Here is a 21,300-nt window from a genome sequence, read left to right on the forward strand (position 1 = left end):
AGGATGGCACTATGCAGGAACAAGATAAGTATCAGGAATTTATAGGCAGAGCTGCTGAATTCATTCCCCACAAACGGATCATTACTGATTATCTTCGTACTCTTGCCTATGGTACCGATGCAAGCTTCTACCGCTTGTTGCCTAAGGTTATTGTTCAGGTTGCTAACGAGGCAGAGATGATCCGCCTGATGGGCCTGGCTTCAGAAATGACCCTACCCATTACTTTTCGCGCTTCCGGTACCAGTCTGTCAGGTCAGTCGATAACTGATTCAATTCTGCTCTCACTCACCCCTGACTGGAAAGATTATGAGATTCTGGAAGATGGTAAAAAAATACGTATGCAGAGCGGCGTTCTGGGTGGGGATGCCAACCGCTATCTGGAGCCTATGCAGCGCCAACTTGCGCCGATGCCGGCATCCATTGATGCCGCAACCGTCGGCGGCATTGCTATCAATAACGCTGCGGGCATGAACTCCATGGACACCTATGGTGTCATGGATTCAGCTCGTTTTGTATTCCTCGATGGCACTGTCCTTGATACAGGATCAGAGGAGAGCCGCTCAGCTTTCCGCCGTAGCCATGCAACAATGATCTCAGAGATTGAAAGCTTGTCTCAGCTTCTGCGCAGCAATGTAGAGTTAAGTAAGCGTATCCTGAGAAAATACGAAGTTAAAAATACAACCGGCTACGGTCTCCGTTCGCTGTTAGAGTGGGACGACCCAATCGATATGATCGCTCGTCTGATGATCGGCTCCGAGGGTACATTAGGCTTTATCTCAGAGATCACCCACAACACAATCCGAAAGTACCCGTTAAAGGCCTCTGCGTTTCTGGTTTTCCCGGATATCCGTACTGCAAGTATTGCAGTCACCCGATTCAAACTAAATAAGACCCCTGTCTCCGCTGCGGAAATGATCGACTATTTCGCACTTAAAGCAGTGCAGCATATGGACGGCGTACCTTCATATATTGCAGGTGTACCGGAAGGCGCGACTGCTATCCTGGTGCAAGCGGAAGCCGACGAACAGTCAGTACTGGAAAGCAATATTGCGACCATTCTGACCGAGATCGAAGACCTCGAGCTTGTCGTAGCTGCCAGCTTCACTGACAAACCTGAAGAGTACCAAGCTTACTGGAATATCCGTAAGGGTATTTTCCCAGCGGTTGGGGCAACCCGACCTAAAGGAACCACCGCGCTGATCGAAGACGTAGCCTTCCCAATTGAAACCCTGGCTGATGCGCTAGTTGATCTGCAGCAGCTCATGCAGAAGCATGGCTATGATGACGGCGTTATCTACGGACACGCTTTGGATGGAAACCTCCATTTCATCTTCTCGCAGGGCTTCGGAAGTCCAGAAGAGGTCGACCGTTATGAGCGCTTTATCGACGAAGTATGTGATGTAGTTGTCGACAAGTACGATGGTTCTCTCAAAGCAGAGCACGGCACAGGTCGTAACATGGCTCCCTTCGTTCGAAAAGAGTGGGGAGAAGAAGCCTATGCTGTCATGCTGGAGATCAAGCGGATCTTCGACCCGCACGGCATTTTGAACCCCGATGTAATGATCACCCGTGATCCTAAACTTCACATTAGCAACCTGAAACCTATGGCTGCGGTCAGTGATATTGTTGACCAGTGTATTGAGTGCGGTTTCTGCGAGCGTATGTGTCCGTCACGCAATCTGACCCTGAGCCCAAGACAACGTATTATCGGCAAACGCGAGCTTGCCCTACTGGACGGTGAGAACCAGCAAACCTTTGCTGACGAATACGACTACATGGCGATCGACACCTGTGCTGGCTGCGGATTGTGCTCTACAGTTTGCCCGGTAGGCATCAATACCGGAGACCTGGTAAGGCAACTACGTCACGACCGCCATGCCAGCCGTGAAGGTATGTCCGAATGGATCGCGAATCACTTCGGTACGGTAACCACAGCAGCTAAAGCCGCTTTTGGTATGGCAGATATCAGCCATGGCATTCTGGGCAGCAAAGCGATGGGCGCGGTCACACGAACTGCACGTAAGCTATCGGGCAAAAAGATCGGATACTGGAGCCCGGAGATGCCGACAGCCGCGCCTAAGCTGATCACCACCGACCGTAACGTCACAGCTCAGGACAGCTCTGATAATAAACTCAAAGTAGTTTACCTACCTAGCTGTGCAAGTCGCACAATGGGGCCTGCGCGTGGTGCGGATGAACAAACATCGCTGGTTGATAAAACTGAAGCCTTATTGAAGAAAGCGGGATTTGAGATCATCTACCCAGCAGGCTTAAAAGAGCAGTGCTGCGGGATGCCATTCAAGAGTAAAGGTATGTTTAATCAGGCCGATGCTAAGGCCGCTGAAACTGTACAGATGTTACTGGAGGCGTCCAACAACGGTGAGATTCCGGTCTATTGTGATACCAGCCCCTGTACTATGCAGTTAAAAGATCATCTTGATCCGCGAATTAAACTCTTCGAACCGGTCGACTTCATCCATACCTATATGATGGACAAACTTGAGTTCACACCGGTTGACGAGAAAGTGGCTCTGCATATCACTTGTTCAGCTCGCAAAATGGGACTGGATAAAAAGGTTGTAGAAGTTATGCGAGCCTGCAGCACTGATGTGGTGATTCCCGATCAGATCACTTGTTGTGGTTTTGCCGGAGATAAAGGTTTTACCACTCCGGAACTGAATGAATCAGCGCTAAGCAGCCTTGCATATCAGGTAGAGGGTTGTAACAGTGGTTACTCCACCAGCCGTACCTGTGAAATAGGCCTTAGTCATCATTCCGGAATAGATTATCAATCGATCGTATATCTGGTTGATCAATGCACCAGGCAGAAAGCAAAGCCTTCTGCTTAAATTTCTGCTTAATTGTATCGATAACCCGACCTGGGCGGACCTGGTTCCGCCCTCTTCATCCTCTATTCAGCCAAGTCCGACTATCTTCCTTCCCATAATCATCAATGGGACTTATCACAATGGAATTTTTGGACAGTCTGGATCTGAACCAACACCTACCCGCCGTAGTGGCCTGGGCCACCAACATTCTGCTTGCCATTATCATCCTGATCATAGGTTTTTGGTTTGCAGGTAAAGTCAGTAAGTTCGTTATCGCAATCGGTGCCAAAAACAAGCACTTGGATGATACGCTGTTTCGCTTCCTGGGTAGCATCGTTCGCTACCTGATTCTCGCCTTTGTCTTTATTGCGGTTCTGAACCGCTTTGGCGTAGAAACAACATCAATCGTTGCGCTTCTGGGTGCAGCTGGTCTAGCCGTTGGTCTGGCGCTTCAAGGCACTATGACCAACCTGGCTGCAGGCGTGATGTTATTGATCTTCCGTCCTTATAAAGTGGGCGATTTTATCGATGCCGCAGGTTGTTTCGGTAATGTGACTGAGATCGATCTGTTCACCACGGTATTAGAAACCTTTGACCACCAGCAAATTATCGTTCCGAATAGCCAGATCTGGGGAGAAAAAATTGTTAATCACTCCCACTACCAGATCCGTGGTGTGGATATGCACTTCGGCATCGCTTATGACGAAAACATTGATGCTGCACGCGCAGTCATTGAAGAGGTGATCGCTAAACACCCCCATATTCTGGACACTCCTGCACCTTTTATCGAAGTTGAAACATTAAACGATAGCTCTGTTGATTTCTTGGTACGCCCTTTCTGTAAAGGCGAACATTACTTCGATATTCTTTACTCAGTGCCTGAGCAAGTGAAAAAAGCACTGGATGAAAATAACATCGAGATTCCGTTCCCACATCGCAAAGTTATTCTGGTTAACGAAAGCCAGGCTTAAACATATCAACCCAGTTATTTCAGTGCGACTGAGATAACTGGGTAAATAAGCCTGTTCGTCGAACTATCAAACGAAGTATTGATTGTGATTAGCTGAGTGAAAACTCGGCTTTAGACAGGGGGCCACGACCGCTTTGTTGGCAAAGGGCATCAACCAGCAGTCCAACCCTTTCCGGCAGGCCCTGATCGATCAGTTGATGGACCATATCCAACACATTGGTCTTAAAACTATCACTGGCGCCAATATCGGAAGCCAGATTATCAGCGCTAAAGTGAAATTTATGCCCTGCTGCTGCGGACATTAGCCATTCGAAAGCCTGCGGCCTGATCTCGACTTTTTCAAACTCGGCCTGTTCTTCAGCGGTTCGTCCATCCGGTTTATACCAATAGCCAAAGTCCTCGATGAGGCGACGTTCAGGGCCCGCAACGCACCAGTGAGCGATTTCATGTAACGCACTGGCGTAGAAGCCATGGGCAAATATCACGCGATGGTTGGGATGTTCGTCATTTGCAGGCAGATAGATGGGCTCATCATCGCCTTTAACCAGAATGGTATTAAGTGAGCTTTTAAACAACTGATTAAACAGTGCGATCAGCTCTTCAACTACAGGTTCTTTCACTTCGGACCTATCAATTACTTAGGTAAGGCTGCCAGGTATTCTGCTTTAACCACCAGGTATCACCTGAAATGCGGTTAATACGTGTGGCCACATAGCCTTTAACGTCTTTATCCGCGCGTAACACTACTACTTCATATTCAGCAGTGCCAGTACCGTCAGTTTCTTCTAACAGGTTCCATTGACCTTTATCAGCTAACCAGGTTTCACCTGTATAACGGTGGAAACGGATCAGAACCCACTGCCCTTTCGCGGTATAAGTAGACGACACCCGATAAGCACCATCCTGCACCTGGCTACTCAACTCATTCGCCATCATCGTAATCTGGTCAAGCACACCATTAAAGGCATCCGGTGAGGTTGCTTGTTCGCTCTCACCCTGCTGCTGGTCAGCAGATGCCTGAAGAATATCTAGATTTGTCTTTAACGCTTGTAGCTGAACCGCCAGTGCCTGATTTTGTTGTTGCAAGGTCCCGGACTGGGTTTTGATCTGCAGCAGATGATCCTGCACCGCAGTTAAGCGGTTAGCGATAATATCCAATTGGCTAGCAGGTTTAAGTTCGCCTGGCTTTGTACTGGGGGCTGTGTTGCTTTTTGTCTGTAGGGTCCGGGTTGGAGATATCTCCATCGGTTTTTGTTCACCCGGCGCAACATCAGGGCTCGACTCAGACTTTACGCCCGCCGAGTTACAAGCAGAAATTAACAGTACTGAAGATAAAACTAAAAACCTTGAAAGAGACACGTTTCTCTCCTGATGCGCTGATCGGAAGAGCTATTCTAACGGATTCGGCAAGAGTTGAAAGATTTATAAAAGATCAGCGTGCGGGCAATTCAAATTAACAAAAACACCAATCTGAGTTTCAAATAAGGGCGTATCGGCAAACTTTATTCCTTCCAGATTATTTAAACCCAGTCCCACAAAATTACGCAGATGCTCATCACCCAAGGCAGCATCAACTCGATTAAGCTGCAGCATCTTCAAACCCTGCTCTACTTCATCGACAAAGACGGGGCTGAGCCCAGCTTTGATAAACCTGTCATACAACTGGCTGGAACGGTCTGAGCGCAAAATTGCGACTCGGTAACCCGCTAACTGCTCGAGACTTTGCCAATGCAGGTTGGGGTCATCTTCTTTGAAGAATAAGCCGATCCGAAAAGTGCGATCAGCTAAGGCGACAAACTTTGATTCCACAGCCTTCCCCACCGGGTAAAAGCTGAAGCACCAGTTATTGGATTTAATTCGCTGCTGAAGGCGCGCGGGAGGGAGAAACAGGGGCTCTAAACTCAGCTTATCAACCTCTTTGAGATGTTGTTTCAACAACCGGAATGATAAACCATTGCCCGTTACTTTCGCCGTCGTGAAGGGAGGATACTCTACCGCCAGCACTTCAATCACCGTTTCCGCTTCTGCTTTGACGGTGGTTAGCAGTAATGTGCCAATGAGAAAAAGAGTGCGCACTTCTACATACCTGTAACCATAAGCTTATTGAGATTAGTGTAGACCGATAAAATAAAAAAGCCTCTGCGAATAGCAGAGGCTTTTTTTATGAACACAAGCGTTTAAGCCATTTTTTCATAACCAGCAATGCCAGGATTGTCCGCGACATTTTTCAGAATTGGCGTATTCAGTTTATCGATACGTGCAACCTGCTTATCTCGTAGATGGGCCGCAACCACATCCCAGATGATGGGGCCATCCGATTTAGCACCTACCGTAGCCCATCCGGACACCGTATAGCTCTTATTCGGCTCAATCAGCTCGCCATTATCCAGACGCATCTCAGTAATACGTTTACCGATAGGTTGCATTGGATCGCAGACATAATCGAATCCACCCACACGAACCATATCGCCACCAGACTGCAGGTAAGGTTCCGGGTTAAAGATATTGTCAGCAACATCTTCAAGAATCAGTTTCAGTTCCGAACCTTTCATCGGGCGCACATACGTTTCTGGGTAGGTCAGACAGGTCTGATCCAGAACATGCTCCATCGTTACCTTCTGTCCCTCAAGCACCGACGTTCCCCAACGGAAGCCTGGTGACAGAGAGATCTGCGCATCATTCTGCTCCATCAAGGCATTACAGATCACCTGGTCAAAGGTGCCGTTAAAATTGCCACGACGAAACATCACCTCATCAGCGACTGCCAGCTCTTCGCTTAGCCAATCCTGATAGGGAGCACGAATATCATCGATTAATTTAGCCATCGCAGGATCGGCTGGCAGAATCTCAGAGAATACCGGCAGAAGTCGGTAGTTATAGCCGTTAACCTTACCGTTACGGACATCAAGGTCCATAACACCCAGGAACTTACCGTTAGAACCAACATTACAGACCAGTGTCTGCCCTGCATTGTTTTTCACAACTGTTGGGGCTGGCATCCCGTCGTGGGTATGGCCACCCAGTATCACGTCAATACCGGATACTCGGGAAGCCATCGCGATATCAACATCCATACCGTTATGAGAGATAACGATAACAGCGTCGACGCTCTCCTCTGCACGGATCTGATCTACCAGCTCCTGCATCTCATCGTCGTAGATATCGAATGTCCAGTCAGGAATAAAGCGTGCAGGGTTGGCAATTTTGGTGCGCGGGAAGGCTTGGCCAATGACCGCGATACGGGCTCCACCCATTTCCCGGATAGTGTAAGGCTTAAATACGTGACCGCTATCTTCGTCGTGTACGTATTCATCCGCCCCATCAAACAACGCATCTTCAGTGACATAGATATTGTTTGCCAGGAATTCACCGTTAAAGGCTTTGATGTTATTGAGAATCTCTTCCTGGTGATAAGTAAATTCCCAATGCCCTGTCATAATATCGACGCCAAGCTCGTTGGTCGCCTTTACCATATCCATACCACGGGTTTTAAAAGCAGTACCTGAGCCCTGCCAGGTATCGCCGCCATCCAGCAACAGCGTATTTTCAGCACCGTAACTTTCACGCAAACGGTTAACCAAGGTTTTCAAGTGAGCAAAGCCGCCCACTTTACCGTATCGACTCGCTGCATCCCCGAAATTCAGGTAGGTAAAAGCATGTGCTTCAAGAGAACCTGGAGCAATGCCAAAATGGTTAAGCAGCTTACCTCCAACCAGATGCGGCGCCTGGCCATAAGCCTGACCAATACCAAGATTTACATTCGGTTCACGGAAATAAACCGGAAGTAACTGCGCATGACAATCGGTCATATGCAGTAAACGAACATTTCCGCTCTTCGGTACTTCGTAAAGATCCGAAGGCTGTTTTTTTGCAGCAAAGCCTGTCACTGGCAACATCCCAGCTGCGCCCGCCATACCTAATAAACGAGCAAACTCGCGGCGTGTCATCGACATATCAATTCACCCTAATTCAATGTCAAAGGGGTAAAAAAATGCCCGCTACGCAGATAACGTGCAGGCATTTTTAAAAACCTTTCAATGACCTCTTACTGAGGTACAGAAAGGTGCCAGTTTTTCTGAGCGTAATGGTACTGAGCAATACCTATTCGCGCGTGATATTTAGCTTGAGCAGCCAGATCCAGCGCTTTCTGGTATTCACCCTCAGCCACGGCCGCTTTAGCATCTTTAATGATGCCGCGCGTCAGCTTCCACTCAAAACCAAGTTCAGCTACTTCCTTATTTTTCGCTTCAGCTTTCGCAATCAGCGCTTCAGCATTGGCTTTTGTTGGTTTCACACGTGCTTCCACTTCCTCTTCATGAGTCGTGGTGTACTGTTTACCATTCCAGGCAAAAGTGTGATCAGTACCGTACATCGCACGATTCATCTCAAACGCTTCCTGAAAAGACTCGGCCGCTGCAAATGTTGGCGCTAACGCCAGAGCAGCTGCAATGATTAAACTCTTCTTCATCTCGCAACTCCTCTTTATTTACGTGCGCCAGGACCATTAGCGATCAGGCCGTTCGACATATAAGTCTGGAAATACTCCAGATTACGCAAACGTTCAGCCTGAGGCTTCAATGGATTAGAACGGGAATCTTTATGACAACCACTGTAACGGCGGTGCAACGTACCCAACTCCCCCCACTTAGAGCGGAATACAGGGAAATGCGTTACGTGACCTAGTTGCGGGCTTGGCAGATCAGCTCGGATAGCAATATTTGTACCCTGCACATGACAGTTTGCACAAGACAGATTCAACTGACCGCGTTTAGCGTAGAAGAACTTTTTACCGTCCAGATAAGCCGCCATAGCACGTTTGTCATCCGTAGGGATCTGGATATCGAACTCTTTGTCACGAGAAGTCCAGGCCATGTAAGCAGAGACCTGAGCGATCTCGCCCTTGCCCCATTTCAACGGTTTTTCACCATTGGCTTCGCGACACTCGTTAATCTCCTGCTCCAGAGTCTTAACGGTTCCCTCTTCCTTATTCCAGTACGGATAGTTCTGGCGAATCCCAATACCACCATTTTCAAAGCAATCAGCATAGCCCTTGCCATTAGCAAATGGTGTATTGAACAGTTCTTCACCTTTTTCTACATCAAACTCGTATGGAGGAAATTCCTCCAGCTCTTCCCACTGTTCACGGGAAGCAGCATCCACTGCGTAGATACCGTTTACGTAATCCGAAATTTCACTTTCAGGAAAACGCGCTTTGAAGTATTTCTGAAGCGCAATACGGTCTGCCTCTGGATCTACCGTTTCAAGGTTGAAACCAGAATCCGCCGCGCTGGTTACCTGAGAAGCTGCTGCTAGCGTCAGGCCCATCGCTAATGTTTTTATTATTCTCATACTCACACCCCACAGATGCCCCGGGTCTCCGGTTCCCTGTTATTTAATTTTGGCAGTCTCAGTTGCAGTCGCACCAGAGTTCTCTACCCAGGTCATGGTCAGCTCATCACCTTTCGCTCCACCTGCGAAAGTAAATGCGAAATACGGATTTTTAGAGATAGCCGTACCCATGTTTGCAGCAAATACCTCTTTGCCAGCGTGCATTACTTTCAGTTCCTGCAGGAATTTTGCAGGGATCAGTTCACCGGATTTTTTATCTTTGCGCTGACCCGTTTCCATGATGTGCTTAGCCATCAGTTTCACTTTGGTTTTGTCGCCAGACGCTTTAGCTTTAACTTTTACAATACCTTTAGCCATGATTCATTACCTCTGTCTATGGGCCTGGGATTAACCGCCGCAACCACCGATAGTTACTTTAACTTCCTTAGAAGCGCTATACAGCTTACCGCCAGCTTTAACCACTGCAGTTACCTGTGAAGTTTTACCCATACGCAAACGAGTGGACACATCAGCTTTGGTACCGGCTGGAATCATAAATTCCGCAACCAGAGGTGTTGGGTTATCTTTTACAAAGATACTCATTGATTCGATATCAGCCAGGCTGGAACGAACGGTTACAGGAACCACTGCACCATTCTCTGCGATATCAGGTGCTTTCAGGGTTACCTCTGCGCTCTCTTCCGGAGTACCACCCAGAAGTTCGTTCATTGCAGTAGCCTGATCTTCCGCTTCAAATGCTTTAGTTGTCCATGCAGCCATGGCAATACGAGGCATCAGGACACTGGCACCGATCAGGGCACCACCTGTTGCGATCGCTTTAACTACGGATCGACGATTCATGCTCATTCTATGTTTCCTCTTGCTTTCACCCTGTGGGGGAGATCAGAACTGGTAGATATACTCTACAACAGCGTCAATTTCTTCTTCTGACAAAATCCAGTGCTTACCCAGCGGCGGCATGATTGTCAGCGGATTGTTTTTACTCGCGTCCCAGATCTGGGCACGTAGCTTGCGCTTGTCGGGATAACGCGTTTTCATAGCGATAGTCGGAGGCCCCTGATTACCTGCCAGGTTTGCATCGGGATCATCGATGGCATGACAGGAAATACAGTTTCCTCGGGACTTACCCATATAAACTGCTTTACCCAGTGCGATCTGATCTGCATGGTTGTCTGCAACAGCGGGTGCTGATGTAAACATTGCCAGAAGACCAGCTGCACACAGAGAGGTGGTCAGCTTACGCATTGTTTCTCCTCCGGAGTTCTGTCTGACGACAGTATTTTTATTGTTATGAAATGCCCAAACGGGCGAAAGGCCTGATTTATAACCAAGCCTTATATCCTAATAATCTTTACCGACTAGATTCAACCATGTAAGCGACAGCATCTTCAACCTGCTTATCACTAAGGTCTACCCTGCCACCTTTAGGTGGCATAACACCGGTATCACCAGTAAAGCCTTTGATAGCGTGCTCAACCAGCACCGGCATGCCCTGTTTAATACGTCCGGCCCAGGCATCGATATCACCAATTTTCGGCGATCCGGTTAAGCCTGATCCGTGGCACACTTTACAAGCACCATCATAAGTAGACTGACCTGCCGTTGCAGATTCAGATAGTGCACTTGCCCCGCCACCATTTGAAGAAGTCACCTCTTCACCTTTCAAGCTGGCCTTACGCACTTTCTCTTTATTATGTTCCTGCTCCATCTGCGCATCATGAGAAGCAGCTGGCGCATCAGCACCTTCAACAAAGTGCCCTACCGGTGTGATACCACGTAATGTACCAGCAATCTGAAGTTTTTTCGGATCGGCACAGTTCTTCATGCAGCGAGTATTCTTCACATCAGGTCGAGGATCGACAAAAAAGTTATCCTGATTCGGCATTTCAATCGTTGCCAGATTATCCTTTGTCAGAACAAAATCTTCATCAACAATTTCATTTAAATACAGAACATATGCAGTAATATCATACACTTGCTGATCAGAAAGTGAGCGAGGTGCGGTAAATGGCATTGCACGACGGATGTAATCATACAGCGTTGAAGCATAAGGCCAGTAAGAACCCACAGTCTTAGTCGGGCGCTCTTCAGTCAGAGTATCCTGACCACCTGCCAATACCGGCCAGCGGCCTTCACCTTCACCAAACAAACCATGGCAAGTAGCGCACAAAGCTTCGTACTGTTCCTCGCCCGCTTCAACGGTGCCTTGTCCTTCAGGAAGCCCCATTCCATCCGGTCGAATATCGATATCCCAACCAGCAATCTCTTCAGGGGTTGCCGTTGTACCGATATTGAATTGACCGGCATTCGCTAGACCCGAAGCAGCAATAGCAGCGCCTAAGCCCAATGCCATCAGGGATTTTTTCAATTTATTATCAAGTGATTTGAACATTGGTAACCTCCCCAGTAGGTGCCACTTTCCAGGTGTGGATAGAGTTTTTGTGGTAAATCGAGTTTCCGCCGCGTACTTTGCGCAGCTGGCTCAACGTAGGTTGTACGTAGCCGGTTTCATCAATTGAACGCGACTGCAGCAACCACGGCTGTCCATCCCACTTAGTTACCAGGCTGAAACGTGTCAGCGCTTTATCCAATACCAAACCTTTCAGTTTTGCGGGTACCCAGGTCACACCACCATCGAAGGAGATATCCACCTGCTTAATTTTTCCGCGACCTGACCAGGCAAGACCTTCAATCTCAACAAAACCAGGTTTAACCATTGGCTTTTCAGGGCACGGGCTAGTGATGACAGAGTTAGTTTCCTGAACAAATGTAAACTTACGCGCACGACCATCTGGCATCAGGTCGGTGTACTTAGAGGTCTCTTCGCGGTGATACCAAGGCTTATCCCCGACTTCCAGTCGACGCAGCCATTTGATAGAGGTATTACCTTCCCAACCTGGGTTCAGAAGACGCAGAGGATAGCCCTGTTCTGGGCGAAGCATTTCACCGTTTTGCGCGTAAACAACCAGAGTATCTTCAAGTGCTTTTTCAATTGGGATCGAGCGACTCATGTGCGAACCATCAGCACCCTCAGCCAGAATCCATTTGCCTTCTGGCTTAACACCCGCTTCTTCCAGCAACACTTTTAATGGTACGCCGGTCCATTCGCAGCAACTCAGCATGCCGTGGGTAAACTGAAGCGCTTCCATCTGCGCCCCTTTCCACTCCATACCGCCATTTGCAGGACATTCAATAAACTTAATCTCGGAAACCGATGGGAAGCGCATCAGGTCTTCCATCGTGAAGATAATCGGGCGTTCGACCAGACCGTGAATGATCAAGCGGTGCTCTTCTACCGGGATCTGTGGCACACCACCATGATAACGCTCAAACACCAAGCCATTAGGGGTAATAATACCTTTCAGGTCCTGCAGGGGCGTCATAGAAATAGATGCGATTGAATCCGCAGTAAGCCATGGCACTGTCCGGCGAACAACATGATTCTCAAACTTCGACGGTGATCCATAAGGATGCTCAACCACGCCGTGACCAAGCTGCTTACCCCAAGCAGGCTCATTTGGCGGAAGGTTGGCTTTATTGACTTCACTCGCAATAGAACTGCCTGCGATTGTGGTAGCAGCCATACCGGCAGCAGCTGCAACCCCTTTACGCAAAAAATCACGTCGATCATTAATAGACAGATGTTCAGATTCCTGAACCATCTGCGCCATTAATTCACGCGTGCTTGGACCTTTGATGATCTTGGACATTCGTGCCTCCACCTGGCGTACCAAAGTGTATTTTTTTCTTTATATTATTTTTAGTAATAACTATATGCTAACTCTGAATATACAAGAATTCGACCATCGTATACAGCTAATTTAAGTTCTACTTATGTAGAAACCTCTTAACTTATCCATGCGAGATTTGCGGTTAAATTGTTTGCAACTTTCTATAAAGGGTTCTTTCACTTACCCCTAACTGATCCGCCAGTTCACGATTACTCCCCTTAAACTGTTGCGAAACCTTACGTAAATAAACCTTATCCAATTCACTTAGGGGAATAATTGGCGCTAGTGATTCTGAATCACAGACTTCCAACTCCTGATGGCTGGCACTCAGTTCAGCAGGCAGATGCTCAACATCAATCTGTTGATCGTCCGCCAATAAAACAGCCCGTTCCAGAATGTTCCGTAACTCTCGGATATTGCCCGGAAAGGTATAGGCAATTAATTTGTTCTGTGCAGCACTTGAGAGTTTGATCTGCTTCTCAGGGCTGATCCGTTGCAAAAGCACTTCAACAAGTAATGGAATATCATCGGCTCGCTCCCTTAGTGAGGGCAGTTCTATTGGAAAGCTGCTGATACGGTAATAAAGATCCTGACGGAACTCGCCCGCTTCAACCATCGCTTTCAAATTCCGATGAGTTGCACAAACAAGTCTGAAATTCGCGTGCTTAAGATCAATGCCCCCCACCGTCCTGTAGGTACCTGTTTCGATCAATCGCAGCAGTTTTACCTGAAGCGGTTTAGGTATATCGCCGACCTCATCTAGAAAAAGGGTTCCCCCCATCGCCGCAGAAACCAGCCCTTCCTTTTTGTTGATAGCACCTGTGAATGCCCCCTTCTCATGACCAAACATCTCACTCTCAAAAAGGGTTTCACTTAACCCGGAACACTCTACTGTCACAAATGGCTGATTAACGCGGGCGCTGGCATTATGCAGAGCTTTCGCCACCAGCTCCTTGCCGCTACCGGATTCACCCAACAAGAGGACTGAGATTTCACTCGGGGCTGCGCGCTGTATTAGTCCCAGCATTTGGTTAAATAACTTCGAACTTCCGACCAGGCCTTCTCCGCCGGGGCGAGCTTGGGCAATTTTTACCAGATGCATTATTTCCAGATAGTATTGCCGATCATTACGATCACGCTTTAGTGGTAGCATCTCTACATCGACATGCTCCTGACCGTGGCATGTATTATGAAGATGAAGTACACGCTGCCTGAGCCCCGTCGACTGACACTTTTGTAAGGGGCAGGATTCTCCTGCCTGATCACAGGGTTTGTCGTAACCATGCGAGACCTGATAGCAGTGTTTACCCGTGGGGGATTCAAGCGCTGAATGGTGTTCCTGATATGCAGCATTCGTTGCGACAATTTTGTAATCATCAGACAACACCGCCGCCGGTTGCGTAAACGCATTAAGGATCGAAGAAAGCTCAGTTTGAGAAATGGAAGTACCGGCCACTGCAACCTCACACTATGACACCTTATTCTGACCCTATGCCAGAACTGTCACACTGAAGTTTGCATACTTACCAATAGAATTCAACAAAACTAATAAAACACTTTCTTATATAAAGAGTCTGCTTAAAAGTATCTGTTATGAGAAAGTATGGGGATGCTGAAAACTGCGCATCTGATCCAGAAGCTGAATGGGATCATCATTAACCTGGAGCATTGCAAAATAGTCAGGATGGAGAAACCCCTGATCCCGCATCTGCTTAAGAAATGTAATTAAGGGCTGGTAAAAGCCGGTACTATTCAGGAAGCCACAAGGCTTATGATGCTGGCCGATTTGCGACAAAGTAATCATCTCAAAGATCTCATCAAGAGTGCCCGTTCCACCCGGTAGCGCGATAAAACCCTCACTGATTTCTAACATCTTCTGCTTGCGGCTGGCCATATCATCTACCTGAATGAGTTCAGAAAGACCTTCATGTATCCGCTCTTTCGCTTCCAGTTGAGAAGGCATCACACCGATAACCCGGCCACCTGCTAATAAAGCCGCATCGGCTACTTCACCCATCAGCCCAGAGGTCGCACCACCATATATTAGGGTTAGCTCCTGCTCGGCTAAGGCTTCACCCACTTTTCTGGCTTGCTCAGCAAAAACCGGGCTATTGCCCGGTTTTGATCCACAAAAGACGCAGATAGATTGCATCTTATTTAAATTCAGCGTTGAGTCGATCGAGAATCGCTGCCACTTCCAGGCTCGCACGCTCCATTTCTGAAAGATGCGCGGCAGCACCAGAAAGATCTCCAGCCTTTGCACTCTGAACAGCCGCAAGGCCCTCGCTATGCACCCGCTCGTGAGGCGCATCCAAACTAGCAAAGCTCGGTAGATGACTATATTTTTCGCGGCCATCTCCCATAAAGTACCAGTTACCTAAGCGGCAAGAGGTGTGATCAGCAAGCGAACTCAGTGCATCTAAATTGCCAGAAACAATCCCTTCATAGACGGAATTTTTCCAGTTAACGTGGTCAAGCTTAACCGTTTCAATAAAGGTATCGGCAGCACTGTTACCTATGACTTCATTCATACGGTCGGATAAGCCAACCACTTCGCGAACACCCGCTTTAATCTGCTCTGCAGAGGCCACGACCTCAGTACTCAGCATATCAACCTGGCCGATGTCATCTGAAGCAATAGTGGTTTGGGTACTGATCTGCCCTACCAGATTTGCAATTTCATCGCTGGCTTCACTGGCTTTGCGCGCAAGATTTCGAACTTCATCCGCAACCACCGCAAAGCCACGTCCAGATTCGCCTGCACGAGCAGCTTCAATGGCAGCATTCAGGGCCAGAAGGTTGGTCTGATCAGAGATATCACGAATCACGCCAACAAACTTTTCAATCTGCTCTGTTACTCCCAACAGGCCTTTAACCTGCTGGTTACCATCCTGTGCGCGGTTTTGAATCACGCTCACTCTTTCCAGGATGTCTTCAACCGCGAGACGTGTTTCATCAAAAATGGACATAGAGTCTTGGAGGCTTTTCTTTTCAGAATCCAGATTGGATGCCGCAGAAGAGATCGTATCTCTAACTTGTGAAACCAACTGACCGCCCTGAACCCAGGCAGCACAAATTTTTTGCTGATCCTGGTCCTGAGCTTGCCCCTGCTGGCTTTCTGCCTCATAGCAACGACGCGTCAATTCCTGATTTTCAACAACTAACTGTTGATTCTGCTCACGCAACTTGTCTAGTTCTGACCCAAGATCGACAATCTGCAGCTTCAACTTCCTAGAGAAAAACATGGCTACAACCTCTGACACTTCCATTTTTGAATGCTCGGATACTATCCATTTAAAACGAATGTTTCACTATTATTTTACAATTCGATTGCATTCCCTTGACCCAAGTTAATATTCGCCAGCACTAATATGGGGCTCTAGTCCAAGCCCCCTCTATTCAGTCGGATAAAAGTGGCCTAGAATCTGGGTATTATGTTTTTCTTCTGTAAGGATTCCGAATGTCTCAGATTGTATTTTCAAAAGACGAGTACAGCTCTCTGGTAAAAGATTTCTTTGCCAAGCGATCAGCCAGGACCTTACTCACTCGAGAAGAAAATATAGCGATTGCTGAGCGGCTTAATGAAAAGGTCAGCCTGCCCTTCCTTAGTGAAGTGAAAGAACATGCGGTGCTTGTTAAAATTATTCTAAAAATCGATAACTACCTTTACGAGCAGTTACCTAATGAGATTTATGAGCTGATCCACACAATGGATGAAGGCTTTGATGATAGCGAAGCAGCTCAGCTAGCCGCGCGTTTGAGTAAGCAGGCTCATGACGATATTAACTTACCGTTTCTAACCGCACATGTGGAGTATTACTCCATTACATTCGTACTAACCTTGCTCATCAATGCGATGCGCGAGGGATCGAATATTCAACATGCAATTGAAGTCACCAAACATCCACGGGTTATGTGTGACGATTTTCCTTTTCCTGATCTGATCTGATCTATCTCCCCCCACTCCGACGTATAGGCATCTAAGCTCACCTATACATCGGAGGCGGTATGAACTTACAAGAATTTAAGGATCTGGCTCAACACCAGCAAATCTCGCAAGTTAATTTTGTCGAGTCAGGTTGTAGCCCTCTAGTGATCGAGTTGAACTACGAAGATCACAACCACTCTAAGAAAGCACTCCTCAAATCTGATCAAGGTATTGTACTGTCTTTTAAAAATATATCTCAGGCTTATGACCTCTGCCGAGAAGCGGGTATTCACAGTGCCCACTTGGTTCAGGTCATCCCCCACGATGAAGCTTGTGCAGGTGAGTTTGTTTCTTACAACCAACAATCTATCCCGTTAAAGTTTTAGTCAATGAAAGAAAAGACACCCCACATCGCTATCATCGGAGCAGGCCTTGCAGGCTCCGTTCTTTCAAACCGGCTGACTGAAGCTGGTTTTTTGGTTTCGATATACGACAAAAGCAGAGGCACCGGCGGCCGATTGTCTAGCGCGCGGCTCAACGACACGAGTGCCGACTTAGGTGCTCCCTTTTTCGATATAGCCGATCCGGAATTCCAAACCTGGCTTGCCACCCAACCTACAGCCAGGCTATGGCAACCCAAACACATAAGCTTTTCGAACAAAGCGCTTACAAAGCCTTCAGTTTATGTCATTGAACCCCGGCAGAGCGCTCTGACTCGCGCCCTCATGGAGGGAAGTTCGTTTATATCTCAATGCAGAGTGGGATACATTTGGCCGGAAAAAAAAGATGGCGAAGAACAGATCATTCTTCGAGATGAACAGGGTAAAGGTTTGGGTAGCTTTGATGCGGCGATAGTAGCAACACCTGCGCCACAAGCAGCCCCCCTTTTAGAAGCGGTTCCCCGGTTTGCCAAGCGAGCTTCAGAGATTGAACCCACAATAAATTGGGTCGCAGTCCTGCAGACCAATGCACATACATCAACAGCGGAACTCATTACAGGTGAGCACCCAGTTTTTAGCCGATGCATTAAGGATTCTGCAAAACCCGGTCGCTCAGGTTCAGACAGATCTGAAGTTTGGTTTATTGAAGCAAACACGTCATGGAGCACCGCGAATAAGGACAGGGATTCTGAAGCTGTCTTTGATTGCCTGAAATCGTCCCTGTTTGATCTACTGAATATCGACGCCGAGGTCATCTCATATCGATGCCATCGTTGGCTTTATTCAAGAAATGCGAGCATAGATGAAGGCTTCCTTTGGGATGCAGCTCAACGCTTGGGGGCTGCAGGTGATTGGTTACAAGGTGAGGGTTCTTCAGGTGCCTGGAGAAGTGCCAACCTTCTGGCAGATCAATTGATCAAGGATCTTCAGTAGGAATGGGGCTGAAACTGATAAAAACAGTGCCTAATAACAGACCAAATTTTTTGATCTCTGCCCGGTTAATCAATATTTGATCGGGCATCATAAACATCCAGTCATCGAAATCCACTTTAATCGTTCGATTACCAACTTTGAGATTCATTCGGTATTGCCAGTGCAAGGTGCTACCTGTCACTTTACCCGTTGCATGATCGATAACATCATCAGCCCTACCAATAAAGCGATTACCACCCTGCGAATTAATTAACCAGATGCGTTTATCGGTCTCGCCATCGTCGTATAGAAAACTTTCTTCAAGTCGGAGCTGCCCCGACTGCACAGAACCTACTATATCAACGGTAAAACGGCGCCTGACCGTACCGAAACGGTCCTGGAAAAGACCATAGGCTCTTTTTGTTCCAGTGAAATAGGTAAGAAGATCGAAGTTTTCTTTGGTCATAAAGCTAATTTTTGCTGTTTAGTTCAGATACCTCCTCTTACGCACTAAGTCTGCCCACAGATCACACCCTGAATAGCATCACTCCCTTTATTATTACTTTTTTCTGCGCTTTTAATCCAAAGTTGTAATCATTGCGTAAACTAAAGGAATTGGAGCTGAAGGATAAATACAATGATTTCTGCAGAAGCCGCTGCAGTCCGCGATCAGTTGATCGAGAAAGGGCTGGAAACACCGCTCGTTGATAATGGTATGTCTCAAGAACAACGTTATGAACGAATCAAAGGACTCATGACCGAGGTTGTTAGCACACTGGGCCTTAATTTAGAGGATGATAGCCTGACTGAAACACCTCATCGTGTCGCTAAGATGTACGTCTATGAGCTTTTCTCTGGGCTTGATTACGAGAACTTCCCAACCATCGCAATGATAGACAATAAAATGGATGTCGAAGAGATGGTTAAAGTCCGTGACATTAGCGTTGTCAGCTCTTGCGAACACCATTTCGTTACTATTGATGGCACAGCGAAAGTGGCGTACATACCTAGCAAAAAAATTATCGGCCTTTCAAAGATCAATCGCTTAGTCCGATTTTTTAGTCAGCGCCCGCAAGTACAAGAGCGGCTTACTAAACAAATCCTTATTGCCCTGCAAACGCTTTTGGAAACAGACAACGTCGCAGTTTCCATTAACGCGACTCATTACTGCGTTAAATCACGCGGGGTTATGGACGTTAATTCGCAAACCGAGACCACAGCCCTGGGCGGAATTTTTAAGTCTAATCCTCGTACCAGAGCCGAATTTCTGACCTAGTGACTTATCGCGATGCACAAGCTTCAAATAGCTGACCTCAGCGATCTGCAGCCAATAGAGCTTATCCAGATCCATTCTTTGGACTGGATGCTCTATCAGGTTTCTATCAGCAGCGATAACGCGCAGAAGCTCTTGTATGACGGAGATTACCCTTGCCGTTTTCACAACCTTCTACAAATAAAAGAGCTGTTCGAAACAATGAGTGTTATTCGTTATCAGTTAATACGTGATAACAGCGCTTACGATGAGATGATTGGTCAGCCTGAAGCACTGTTTTCAGATGCTATAGCAGTCGACCTTTTCTGGAAACAGATAGAAAGTACACAGCATTAGGCATATACACGATGGTAAATCAGGCACCTATTTTAATCACCGGCGTTGGCAAACGAATTGGTTTTGCTTTAGCTAAACACTTCCTGAAAAAGGGCTATCCGGTGTTAGGCACCTATCGAACAGCCCACCCTCAATTGAGTGAATTAAAAGGGGCTCAACTTTTTGCCGTCGACTTCTACCAACAGAAGTCTATCGATGAATTGATTACCGCCATCCGACAAGAATATTCATCTCTTCGTGCAGTCATTCATAATGCGTCCGACTGGCTCCCCGAATCCTCCGATCAGGCACCTACGGAGATCTTCTCCAGAATGATGCAAATCCATGCGGGCGTTCCCTATCAGATTAATCTGGCTCTAGCTGATCTTCTTGAGAATAGCGAAGAAGGCTCGGATATTATCCATATCACTGATTATGTCTCTGAAAAGGGTAGCAGCAAACATATCGCCTATGCCGCCAGTAAAGCAGCACTTTCCAATCTGACCCTGTCTTTTGCGGCGTCACTGGCACCTAAGGTAAAAGTCAATTCGATTGCGCCTTCCTTGATTATGTTTAACCCCCATGATGACGAGGCCTACAGAAGCAAAGCATTGGATAAATCCTTGCTGAAAATCACCCCTGGTGAGCAAGAGATGGTCGACGCGGTTGAGTATCTGATGCGCAGCCAATATATGACCGGACGCACCCTGTCATTGGATGGAGGAAGGCCGCTGCGTTAAGCAGGGATCTCATCTCCATCCCAGGCAAACACTTTTCCAGAATCATCGCTCTCTAATTTAGAGATCACGTCGAGTAAGTATCCAGCCGATTGCTGTGGAGAAAACAATTTATTCTCCGGGACATTTTTCTGAAAAGGAGAGGATAAGCTTGTATCGACTGTACCTGGATGAAGGCCGCAGATAATCGCATCGGGATGGGTTCGATTCACTTCGATAGCCGTCGTTTTAAGCAACATATTCAAGGCAGCTTTGCTTGCCCGGTAGCTATACCAGCCCCCCAACCTGTTATCACTGATACTGCCTACCCGGGCCGAAATGACCGCAAAGACCGTACGACCCCGTTTTCTCAATTTGGGAATGAGCTGCTGGGCAATAAGCGCGGGGGCAATACTGTTAATCATAAACAGGCGTTGCATGTTAGCCATTTGCAAAGCCCTTAGACTTTTCTCTGGCTTTAGATCCTGATCATGGAGTAATCCGGAGGCAACAATCACAAGGTCTAACTCTTCACCTTCCAGACTGTTTCCCATCTGCTGAATACTAGATTCTCGCTCCAGATCGACAAAACCGTAGATGACTTTGTCACAGGTGGTTTTGGCTGCTCCCTGGCAACGAGAAAAAGAGAAAAGTTTGTTGATCTTGGGGTCCGCGGCTAATACATTCACCAAAGCTGATCCAATGCCCCCGTTTCCACCTACAACGACTACGTTCATTTAGACCTTCTCGATATTTAGTTGTTTTAATAGTACGTAGTTTGCTTATGAACCGATCAATGACGGTTAGCGTAAAAATAGAAGTAACCTTTTAAGAGATC

General features: G+C 47.3%; 24 protein-coding genes and 1 pseudogene. 8 read left to right on the plus strand and 17 right to left on the minus strand.

What is annotated here, in order from left to right:
* Positions 1–11: 11 nt before the first annotated feature.
* Positions 12–2,849 carry an FAD-binding and (Fe-S)-binding domain-containing protein gene (locus MED92_RS04725; RefSeq protein ID WP_007020358.1) on the plus strand — a complete coding sequence of 946 codons (2,838 nt, stop codon included), beginning with the start codon at positions 12–14 and terminating at the stop codon, positions 2,847–2,849.
* A gap of 119 nt (positions 2,850–2,968) precedes the next feature.
* Positions 2,969–3,799, plus strand: a complete 831-nt coding sequence (locus MED92_RS04730; protein ID WP_007020359.1) for a mechanosensitive ion channel family protein — start codon at positions 2,969–2,971, stop codon at positions 3,797–3,799.
* A gap of 88 nt (positions 3,800–3,887) precedes the next feature.
* Here MED92_RS04730 and MED92_RS04735 read toward each other — a convergent pair whose 3' ends face one another.
* From MED92_RS04735 to MED92_RS19405, 15 genes and pseudogenes are all read right to left on the minus strand, one after another.
* Positions 3,888–4,418, minus strand: a complete 531-nt coding sequence (locus MED92_RS04735; RefSeq protein WP_007020360.1) for an elongation factor P hydroxylase — start codon at positions 4,416–4,418, stop codon at positions 3,888–3,890.
* Positions 4,419–4,428: 10 nt separating this feature from the next.
* Positions 4,429–5,157 carry a hypothetical protein gene (locus MED92_RS04740; RefSeq protein WP_007020361.1) on the minus strand — a complete coding sequence of 243 codons (729 nt, stop codon included), beginning with the start codon at positions 5,155–5,157 and terminating at the stop codon, positions 4,429–4,431.
* Between the two features lie 63 nt (positions 5,158–5,220).
* A complete protein-coding gene (locus MED92_RS04745; protein ID WP_007020362.1) occupies positions 5,221–5,874 on the minus strand; it encodes a substrate-binding periplasmic protein in 654 nt (217 codons plus the stop codon).
* Between the two features lie 101 nt (positions 5,875–5,975).
* Positions 5,976–7,751, minus strand: a complete 1,776-nt coding sequence (soxB, locus tag MED92_RS04750; protein ID WP_007020363.1) for a thiosulfohydrolase SoxB — start codon at positions 7,749–7,751, stop codon at positions 5,976–5,978.
* 92 nt (positions 7,752–7,843) lie between these two features.
* Positions 7,844–8,266, minus strand: a complete 423-nt coding sequence (locus MED92_RS04755) for a SoxAX-binding protein (RefSeq protein WP_007020364.1) — start codon at positions 8,264–8,266, stop codon at positions 7,844–7,846.
* Positions 8,267–8,280: 14 nt separating this feature from the next.
* Positions 8,281–9,147, minus strand: coding sequence for a sulfur oxidation c-type cytochrome SoxA (gene soxA, locus MED92_RS04760; protein ID WP_007020365.1), 867 nt, complete (start codon positions 9,145–9,147; stop codon positions 8,281–8,283).
* Between the two features lie 39 nt (positions 9,148–9,186).
* A complete protein-coding gene (gene soxZ / locus MED92_RS04765; RefSeq protein ID WP_007020366.1) occupies positions 9,187–9,504 on the minus strand; it encodes a thiosulfate oxidation carrier complex protein SoxZ in 318 nt (105 codons plus the stop codon).
* 30 nt (positions 9,505–9,534) lie between these two features.
* Entirely contained in the window at positions 9,535–9,993 is a 459-nt protein-coding gene (soxY, locus tag MED92_RS04770; protein ID WP_007020368.1) for a thiosulfate oxidation carrier protein SoxY, read from the minus strand.
* A gap of 36 nt (positions 9,994–10,029) precedes the next feature.
* Entirely contained in the window at positions 10,030–10,392 is a 363-nt protein-coding gene (gene soxX / locus MED92_RS04775) for a sulfur oxidation c-type cytochrome SoxX (RefSeq protein WP_007020369.1), read from the minus strand.
* Between the two features lie 106 nt (positions 10,393–10,498).
* On the minus strand, positions 10,499–11,539 hold the full coding sequence (locus MED92_RS04780) for a c-type cytochrome (protein WP_007020370.1): 1,041 nt from the start codon (positions 11,537–11,539) through the stop codon (positions 10,499–10,501).
* Positions 11,523–12,857 (minus strand): sulfite dehydrogenase, encoded by a 1,335-nt coding sequence (soxC, locus tag MED92_RS04785; RefSeq protein ID WP_007020371.1) that lies wholly within the window; start codon positions 12,855–12,857, stop codon positions 11,523–11,525. Before soxC ends, MED92_RS04780 begins: the two co-directional genes overlap by 17 nt.
* Positions 12,858–13,020: 163 nt before the next feature.
* Positions 13,021–14,334, minus strand: a complete 1,314-nt coding sequence (locus tag MED92_RS04790; protein ID WP_007020372.1) for a sigma-54 interaction domain-containing protein — start codon at positions 14,332–14,334, stop codon at positions 13,021–13,023.
* Between the two features lie 135 nt (positions 14,335–14,469).
* The gene (locus MED92_RS04795) at positions 14,470–15,030 is read right to left on the minus strand and encodes an LOG family protein (RefSeq protein ID WP_007020373.1); all 561 of its coding nucleotides are present in this window, start codon (positions 15,028–15,030) and stop codon (positions 14,470–14,472) included.
* 1 nt (position 15,031) lies between these two features.
* Positions 15,032–15,409, minus strand: coding sequence for a CZB domain-containing protein (locus MED92_RS19400; RefSeq protein ID WP_238321508.1), 378 nt, complete (start codon positions 15,407–15,409; stop codon positions 15,032–15,034).
* Positions 15,410–15,451: 42 nt separating this feature from the next.
* Positions 15,452–15,715, minus strand: a pseudogene (locus MED92_RS19405) (methyl-accepting chemotaxis protein); the annotation flags it as partial.
* A gap of 623 nt (positions 15,716–16,338) precedes the next feature.
* On the opposite strand from MED92_RS19405, the gene MED92_RS04805 reads away from it, so the two are divergent.
* From MED92_RS04805 to MED92_RS04815, 3 genes are read left to right on the plus strand one after another with little or no spacing between them, the layout of a single operon-like run.
* Positions 16,339–16,827, plus strand: coding sequence for a hypothetical protein (locus MED92_RS04805; protein WP_007020375.1), 489 nt, complete (start codon positions 16,339–16,341; stop codon positions 16,825–16,827).
* Between the two features lie 59 nt (positions 16,828–16,886).
* Positions 16,887–17,192: a DUF6482 family protein gene (locus MED92_RS04810; protein ID WP_007020376.1), complete on the plus strand. Its 306-nt coding sequence runs from the start codon at positions 16,887–16,889 to the stop codon at positions 17,190–17,192.
* Between the two features lie 3 nt (positions 17,193–17,195).
* On the plus strand, positions 17,196–18,179 hold the full coding sequence (locus MED92_RS04815) for an NAD(P)/FAD-dependent oxidoreductase (protein WP_007020377.1): 984 nt from the start codon (positions 17,196–17,198) through the stop codon (positions 18,177–18,179).
* Here MED92_RS04815 and MED92_RS04820 read toward each other — a convergent pair.
* Positions 18,163–18,624 (minus strand): DUF3833 family protein, encoded by a 462-nt coding sequence (locus tag MED92_RS04820; protein ID WP_007020378.1) that lies wholly within the window; start codon positions 18,622–18,624, stop codon positions 18,163–18,165. The genes MED92_RS04815 and MED92_RS04820 overlap by 17 nt on opposite strands.
* 171 nt (positions 18,625–18,795) lie before the next feature.
* On the opposite strand from MED92_RS04820, the gene folE reads away from it, so the two are divergent.
* The 3 genes from folE to folM are packed head-to-tail and all read left to right on the plus strand — an operon-like array spanning position 18,796 to position 20,486.
* On the plus strand, positions 18,796–19,434 hold the full coding sequence (folE, locus tag MED92_RS04825; RefSeq protein WP_007020379.1) for a GTP cyclohydrolase I FolE: 639 nt from the start codon (positions 18,796–18,798) through the stop codon (positions 19,432–19,434).
* Positions 19,435–19,446: 12 nt separating this feature from the next.
* Positions 19,447–19,767 carry a DUF6482 family protein gene (locus tag MED92_RS04830; protein ID WP_007020380.1) on the plus strand — a complete coding sequence of 107 codons (321 nt, stop codon included), beginning with the start codon at positions 19,447–19,449 and terminating at the stop codon, positions 19,765–19,767.
* 11 nt (positions 19,768–19,778) lie between these two features.
* Positions 19,779–20,486, plus strand: coding sequence for a dihydromonapterin reductase (gene folM / locus MED92_RS04835; RefSeq protein WP_007020381.1), 708 nt, complete (start codon positions 19,779–19,781; stop codon positions 20,484–20,486).
* On the opposite strand, the gene MED92_RS04840 is transcribed toward folM, so the two are convergent.
* Positions 20,483–21,199, minus strand: coding sequence for an SDR family NAD(P)-dependent oxidoreductase (locus MED92_RS04840; RefSeq protein ID WP_007020382.1), 717 nt, complete (start codon positions 21,197–21,199; stop codon positions 20,483–20,485). The genes folM and MED92_RS04840 overlap by 4 nt on opposite strands.
* Positions 21,200–21,300 lie beyond the last annotated feature (101 nt).

Origin of the sequence: Neptuniibacter caesariensis, from assembly GCF_000153345.1 — a bacterium.
Classification (GTDB): domain Bacteria; phylum Pseudomonadota; class Gammaproteobacteria; order Pseudomonadales; family Balneatricaceae; genus Neptuniibacter; species Neptuniibacter caesariensis.